The organism is Providencia sp. PROV205 (genome assembly GCF_028479505.1).
Lineage (GTDB): Bacteria > Pseudomonadota > Gammaproteobacteria > Enterobacterales > Enterobacteriaceae > Providencia > Providencia huaxiensis.
Map to the genome: position 1 here is coordinate 63579 of NZ_JAMPNU010000029.1, position 6368 is coordinate 69946.

Genomic DNA, 6368 nt, shown 5'->3' on the forward strand with positions numbered 1-6368 from the left:
TAATTTTCACCTTGTTATCAACTAGGTGCAATAATTAATGGAGCCTTTTTACATAATAGCTTGCAATAAAAAACCGAGCCACTTTTATGCTCGGTTCTTATCGGAAAATAAAATCAACCTATAATTAATGCTTAATCTCTTTGTCGTATGGGTCAAGGTGTGTCATGACATCCAAAATTAATGGGTTTTCCATCAGCTTTTTACGCACATTTACCGCAATCTCATGGCCAACAGTAATACTCATATTTCCATCAAGCTCTAAATGTACATCTACCAATAAAAAGTCGCCTGACTTACGTGTTTTTAAATCATGATACCCTGATAATTCACTGATATTATCCAAAATAGAACGGATTTCCTGCAAAGTTTCTTCATCTGCACCTTTATCCATTAAATCTTGCATGGATTGATTGGTGAATTTAAACCCCATCCGAAAAACAAATGTCCCCACAATCAACGCGGCCAGTGGGTCAAAAATTTTAAATCCGCACAAGCTACCAACAATACCAATAGCCACCACTAAGGAAGAAGCCGCATCAGAACGAGCATGCCATGCATTCGCCACTAACATACTGGAGTTCACTTTTTTCGCGACATGCAGCATATAGCGAAACAGCCCCTCTTTTGCGACTAAAGCAATCAGTGCGACAATCAATGCAATTGAGTGAACTTCAGGAATTAACTCAGGTTTCAGTAATTTTTCAATCGCTGACCAAACCATTCCCACACCCACAATTAATAAAATAATACCTAATATTAATGACGCACCATTTTCATAACGAAAATGGCCATATGGGTGGTCTTCATCTGGCTTTTTGTGGCTTTTCTTATTCGCTATCAACACCACAAAATCAGCAACCAAATCCGATAATGTATGAATACCGTCAGCTACTAACCCAGAAGAATGAGAAAAAACACCAACAATTATCTGCCAAATAGATAAGAAAATATTTACGACAACACTGACTAATGTGCTTTTTTTTGCGGCTTTAAATTTTATTTGTTGAATTTCAAAATCACTTTTTTTCTGTGTTGAAGCATTATTCATAGTCATAAAATGGGTTCTTTAATGAAAAACAAAACAATTATCATTCAAATAATACATTTAAATCAATTAGTTAAAAAACTCTTCGTAATGTTCGCATATATTTTATTAAAAGTCTCTGTGTGATTTGTAAATAACACAGAGAGTTGATAATAATTATTCTTTCTTTTCAGATAATAAGTTATGTCATTTTTAGATTATCGCCATAAATGCGCACGTTATAGCATTTATTACTTTTCATTTAACTTATAGTATATTGTAGATAACCTTTTGTAATTAATTTTAAATAATACGAAAATGAGGTAGCTATGTATAAAAAAATCCTAGTCCCTATTGATTTGTTAGAAGATGAATTAAACCAAGAGATCATCAAACACGTTGAGGCACTAGCGCAACTAAGCTCAGCCGAAATTCATTTTCTATCCGTTATTCCGAGCCTTGAGTTATTTTTTGGTATTGAAATTGCCGCATTACCAGAAAGTAACAAAGATTCCGCGGAACGCTCAATCCTTGCAATGCGTGCATTAGAAGAAGTCATTAAAGACATCAAAGTTGCTGATGAACGGATCCACTGCAAAATTGGTATTGGTTCAGCTAAAGATGAAATCTTAGATTATGCGCAAGACATTAGCGCAGATCTCATTGTTGTTGGCTCTCATCACCCAAGCACTTCAACCTATCTATTAGGTTCAACAGCCTCTGCAATCGTGCGTCATGCGAAAACATCTGTTTTTGTTATTCGCTAAATTGGTTCTATAAAAAATGCCGCTAAATGCGGCATTTTCTTGAATATTTATTTTGTAACTGAATCCATTAAGTTATCGTCTGTAGACCAGATACGATATTTTACTTGCATATCTTTCGGAGCATAAACCACAATCGGTAATTTGCTGTTATAACGCACAAATGCATCATCACCTAATTGAGTTGTCACAAAACGGTCTTTTGCAGGTTCAGAACACCCCATCATAGTAGATGCAGGGCCTTTTACTTCGTCAAGTTTATAATAATCATAACCCCAGCCTTCCAACGTCTTTCTGTCTAGGTCACCCATAAACCATTGGCGGTTACAATCTGCTTTGATCGTTTTTCCAATAACTAACTCAACCATAAAATCATTTTCATTTTGTTGCTTGGTTAATTCAATCACATGACGAGTCATACCCGATTCTGCTTTTGGGTATGGCGCGATCTTTTCCAAATCCTCCGTTGCGACTGCACATGATGAAATTAATGCCGCTGCCATTACAGATAAAATCGCTTTTTTCATTATTTATTCCTATCTAGAAATACAAAATCAATTTTAAAAACCAGAATTTCATACATACTAAGTCATTTACACCGTAATTATCACTATAGATGATTCTTAATTACAAAAATATAGATAACCCGGGTAAAAACAATGTAATACTACTTAATTCTAGTTGAAAGATCATAAAACTAATAAAAATTATGTAAATTACAAGCTATTGGGATGTACAAAATGTACGCTCTGTTTATACTGAATCTGAGGCTTAATATATTCTGAGGAGGTAGTATGTTATCAGCAGATCAAGATTTAGTTTCAAAATTAATCTCTACGCATCCCCGTTTTCAAACGCTTTATGAAAAGCATCATCAACTCGACAAAGAAATCAGTAAATTAGAAGGCCCTTCTGGTGCTGGTTACAATGAGCATGTCGCTAAGCTAAAAAAAGAAAAATTACATCTTAAAGATGAAATGCAAAAAATAATGCTCTCGAGTCAATAGACTATCACGATAACAACATGTGTTGTTTTTCTAACATGATGAAAATAAAAAGATTAGCTAACACCCTAAAAAATGACGATGTTCTATTGTTCATTTAGTACCTAGCTAAGTATTTTTTCACTCGACTAAAAGAGGGTAATTTTTACCCTCTTTTTTGTTACATTGAAAAACTCTTTATTTTGTTGAGCTCCATCAATAAAAGTAAGAATACATTATCATTAACTCGCTATCCTCATATAAAGTTGTATATTAAATGTATGTTTGTTTTTTATAGAGACTTATTTTATGGCTGGTAAACGCATTCAACGTGAAATTAAAACGATTGAAAAAATGATAAAAATCTATGAAAAAACCTACCCCGCCCCCATAGAATCGCCTAATTTCTATCAAGAATTATTTTCCTATGCCGTTAATAGGTTAGAGAAATGCCGATATGGAGAAGAAAAACCAGCTTGTAAACAATGTCCAATCCATTGTTACCAACCCAAAATGCGAGAGCAGATGAAGCTAGTTATGCGCTGGGCTGGCCCTAAGATGCTAATCCATCACCCAATACTAGCTGTACGCCACTTACTTGATGACCGTAAACCCGTTCCTGACTTACCAGCTAAAGTGAATAAGCGAACAGCTAAAAGCATGGGTCATGATGAGTGAGACCCTAGCTCAAATTGGCACCCTCTATTTGAGGTTTCAAACAAAACACAGCATAAGGAGAAAAATAAGGCATAGGTAGGCTGAAAAATGATGAATGAAAAAGTAATAACATTTGAAATTATGCATAAAAATACATATTTGAAATGCCTATCAGAGCAATTGTACAAACCTATCATTATAAAAATGAGATGCCTGTCGCAATAAATCCGCTATCCAGCCCCATCTTGATAAATTAGTATTATCGATACGATAAGCATAATAAATAACTCAAGTTAACAATTATTTATTACATAAACAATATTAATCAATGATGGTTTTAACGAATTTTAATATCATCATTAACATAGCTAAAATTCACATTACTATACTAAAAATGACAATTGAGCAAAAAGTAGAAAAAAAACGCCTATTATGCGTAAAAAACGATAACATATTAACAACCGACTAATTTTAGTATTTTGGATTAATAACCCAAACTAAAAAAAATAATAAAAATAAAAAACTAAATAAACTTTTTTTAACACTATAAATACCGAGCTAAAACTAAGAAAAGATCGGAAAAAACATATTTGGAAACATTTATTTATATTTAGAATTACAATGTGACACAAAATTAATCGATTTATATAATTTCAACCATACTAATAACACCCATGCTTTATATTACCAGATGGAAATTGTTGAATATTTTATTTTGAAATTATATTTGAAATACAATTAATGAAGGTATCGTCATGCAAGTAATAAATTCACCGAATCAATACGTAATTAAACAGATAAACATTAATAGTCACGCATCTCATAATATCATCGACTTAGAAACCAAAGGGCTTTTGATCATAGAACAAGGCTCTGTGTTACTAGAAACCCCAGCTAACTCACAACACTTAAATGAAGGTGATATTTTATATCACAAACAAGGGGCTTACTCCTTGCAACTCACCGAAACCACAGATTGCAAATTACTTTGGATCCCCTTAAATGATGATTTCTTGCGTAACTTCATCTCCAATCATGGTGCAGAGTTAAGCGAAATAGACCGTAATGAAGCCTTACCATGTGATGTGATTAAATTTAATTCATCTCCTATCATTGATGAGATCAAAGCAAGCTTAAATGCATTTATTAATAATGAATACCCTGACGTCATCTTCACACTCCGAGTAAGCGAATTATTATTATTACTCAGCTACAGTGAACAAGGAGCTCTATTGTTATCTAATTTTAGGCAGCTGAGTAGTCGCCAAGTTGAGCGTTTGCAGTTATTTATGGAAAATAATTATCTTAAAGAATGGAGACTAAGTGAATTTGCACGTACTTTTGGTATGGGATTAACAACGTTTAAAGAATTGTTCAATACCGTTTATTCAACCTCACCACGCTCGTGGATTAGTGAAAAACGTATCATGTATGCACACCAACTATTAATTAACACGACAATGAGCATTGTAGAGGTTTCAATGGAAGCAGGCTTTTCCAGTCAATCTTACTTCACCCAAACTTATCGAAAACGATTTGGATACACACCGAGTAGATCAAGAATAGCAGCTTAACCGCTCAGCAATCTTCGAACTCATGCCCTGTCAGTTATAGAAATATAATCTGGCAGAAAGGCAAGTCTCGGTCCCTTCCGTTACACAGCCATATTCACTTCTTAGACTTCTTAAATTTCTATAATCCCTTCAGATTGATATATCACAAAAAAAGGTAATTCGCCTTTCAGTGACAAATTACCTTTAAGATGAACTCAGACAAAAGCTATATTATTTTGCTTTGATTATTTTTAAATCAATGATTGACATGGAGTTTGGTGGCACTTCTCCTGGTATACCGTCAACACCATACCCTCCTTCAGGTTTAATATAGACTTTAACCATACCCCCTTCCCCTGCTCGTTCTACAAAGGAATTTAATGGCGTTGGTAACTGACTATAAGGTAATGTGACCGGGTTTTGGTCGGTGTACAATACCGTAACCTTACCATCCGTTAATTGCTCTCTCATAATAAAAGTCACGTCTTTATTTTTAACATCTTTTATAGGAGAACCTGCTTGAATGATTTTATAGTAAGTGTTGCTATCGAGCTTACTGTATTTTTGAGCGGTGATTTGCTCAATAATTTTTTGGTTTTTCTTCGCATTTTCTGCGGCAACCGCTTTTGCATCTTTGCTAGGTGGAACTCGCCCTGCCAAGCCAGTATTCGGTTTTGTGCCACTTCTCGCTTTTAATGCATCATTTTCATCTTGTAACTGAGTTATTAATCGGTTTAATTCCATAATTTGTGATTTTAAAGTTTCATCACTCGAAATGGATTTACGCGAATCTAGCTCTGTTTGTAATTTTTTCAACTTCTCTTGTGCTGATGCCAACTCTTTTTGAGAATTAGTTTTTAAATCACCAAGAAGTTTATTCGTCTCTGTCAGTTTTTGCTCAATCTCAGACTGTTTCTTTGTTTTAGCCGCAATATCGCTTTCAAGTTTACTAATTTTGTCTTCTTGGGACTTAGCCTGTTTAACAAATTGCTGGTTTTGCTGCTCAAGTTTTTTCTTCTCACTTTCCTGGGCAGTCAGTGCATCATTAATTGATTTTTTCTCAGATTCCAACTTAGCTAAAGCGGCTTCTTTCTGTTTCAATAATGCAATTTGTTTATTTAAGTCTGTCGTTAACTCTTTGACTTGCTTGTCACTTGCTTGCCCTATTAGCGCCGTTTGTTTTTCAACATCTTTTTGTAACTTCAACAGATCCGCATTAGCCTGTTGCAATTGTTTTTGAGCATCAACAAAATTCTGTTCATTTTGCTTTAAGTTTGTTTGTAATTGTTCCTGTTGCTTTTGGCTCTCAGCATATTGTTTTGATAATGTATTTTGTGCTGCTTGCTGCTCAGCTAACTGTTTTTTCGCTATTGCTAATTCTGACTCT

Annotated in this window: 7 protein-coding genes; 4 read left to right on the forward strand and 3 right to left on the reverse strand. The window is 34.3% G+C overall.

Annotated features, from left to right (window positions below; translation table 11 throughout):
• Positions 1 to 124: 124 nt before the first annotated feature.
• Positions 125 to 1054 (reverse strand): cation diffusion facilitator family transporter, encoded by a 930-nt coding sequence (locus PR800_RS16630; protein WP_272531161.1) that lies wholly within the window; start codon positions 1052 to 1054, stop codon positions 125 to 127.
• 299 nt (positions 1055 to 1353) lie between these two features.
• On the opposite strand from PR800_RS16630, the gene PR800_RS16635 reads away from it, so the two are divergent.
• The gene (locus tag PR800_RS16635) at positions 1354 to 1791 is read left to right on the forward strand and encodes a universal stress protein (protein WP_102137443.1); all 438 of its coding nucleotides are present in this window, start codon (positions 1354 to 1356) and stop codon (positions 1789 to 1791) included.
• Between the two features lie 47 nt (positions 1792 to 1838).
• Here the strand turns inward: PR800_RS16635 and eco are convergent, their stop codons facing one another.
• Entirely contained in the window at positions 1839 to 2315 is a 477-nt protein-coding gene (gene eco, locus PR800_RS16640) for a serine protease inhibitor ecotin (RefSeq protein ID WP_206277137.1), read from the reverse strand.
• Between the two features lie 267 nt (positions 2316 to 2582).
• Here eco and PR800_RS16645 point away from each other — a divergent pair, with 267 nt between their 5' ends.
• The 3 genes from PR800_RS16645 to PR800_RS16655 all read left to right on the forward strand — a co-directional run bounded on the left by PR800_RS16645 (position 2583) and on the right by PR800_RS16655 (position 5002).
• The gene (locus PR800_RS16645; protein ID WP_004261774.1) at positions 2583 to 2795 is read left to right on the forward strand and encodes a DUF465 domain-containing protein; all 213 of its coding nucleotides are present in this window, start codon (positions 2583 to 2585) and stop codon (positions 2793 to 2795) included.
• A gap of 285 nt (positions 2796 to 3080) precedes the next feature.
• A complete protein-coding gene (locus tag PR800_RS16650; protein ID WP_102137441.1) occupies positions 3081 to 3449 on the forward strand; it encodes a nitrous oxide-stimulated promoter family protein in 369 nt (122 codons plus the stop codon).
• A gap of 734 nt (positions 3450 to 4183) precedes the next feature.
• Positions 4184 to 5002 carry a helix-turn-helix transcriptional regulator gene (locus tag PR800_RS16655; RefSeq protein WP_166267694.1) on the forward strand — a complete coding sequence of 273 codons (819 nt, stop codon included), beginning with the start codon at positions 4184 to 4186 and terminating at the stop codon, positions 5000 to 5002.
• A gap of 210 nt (positions 5003 to 5212) precedes the next feature.
• Here the strand turns inward: PR800_RS16655 and PR800_RS16660 are convergent.
• Positions 5213 to 6368 (reverse strand): hypothetical protein (locus PR800_RS16660; protein ID WP_272531162.1); only part of this gene is annotated, 1156 nt, incomplete at its 5' end.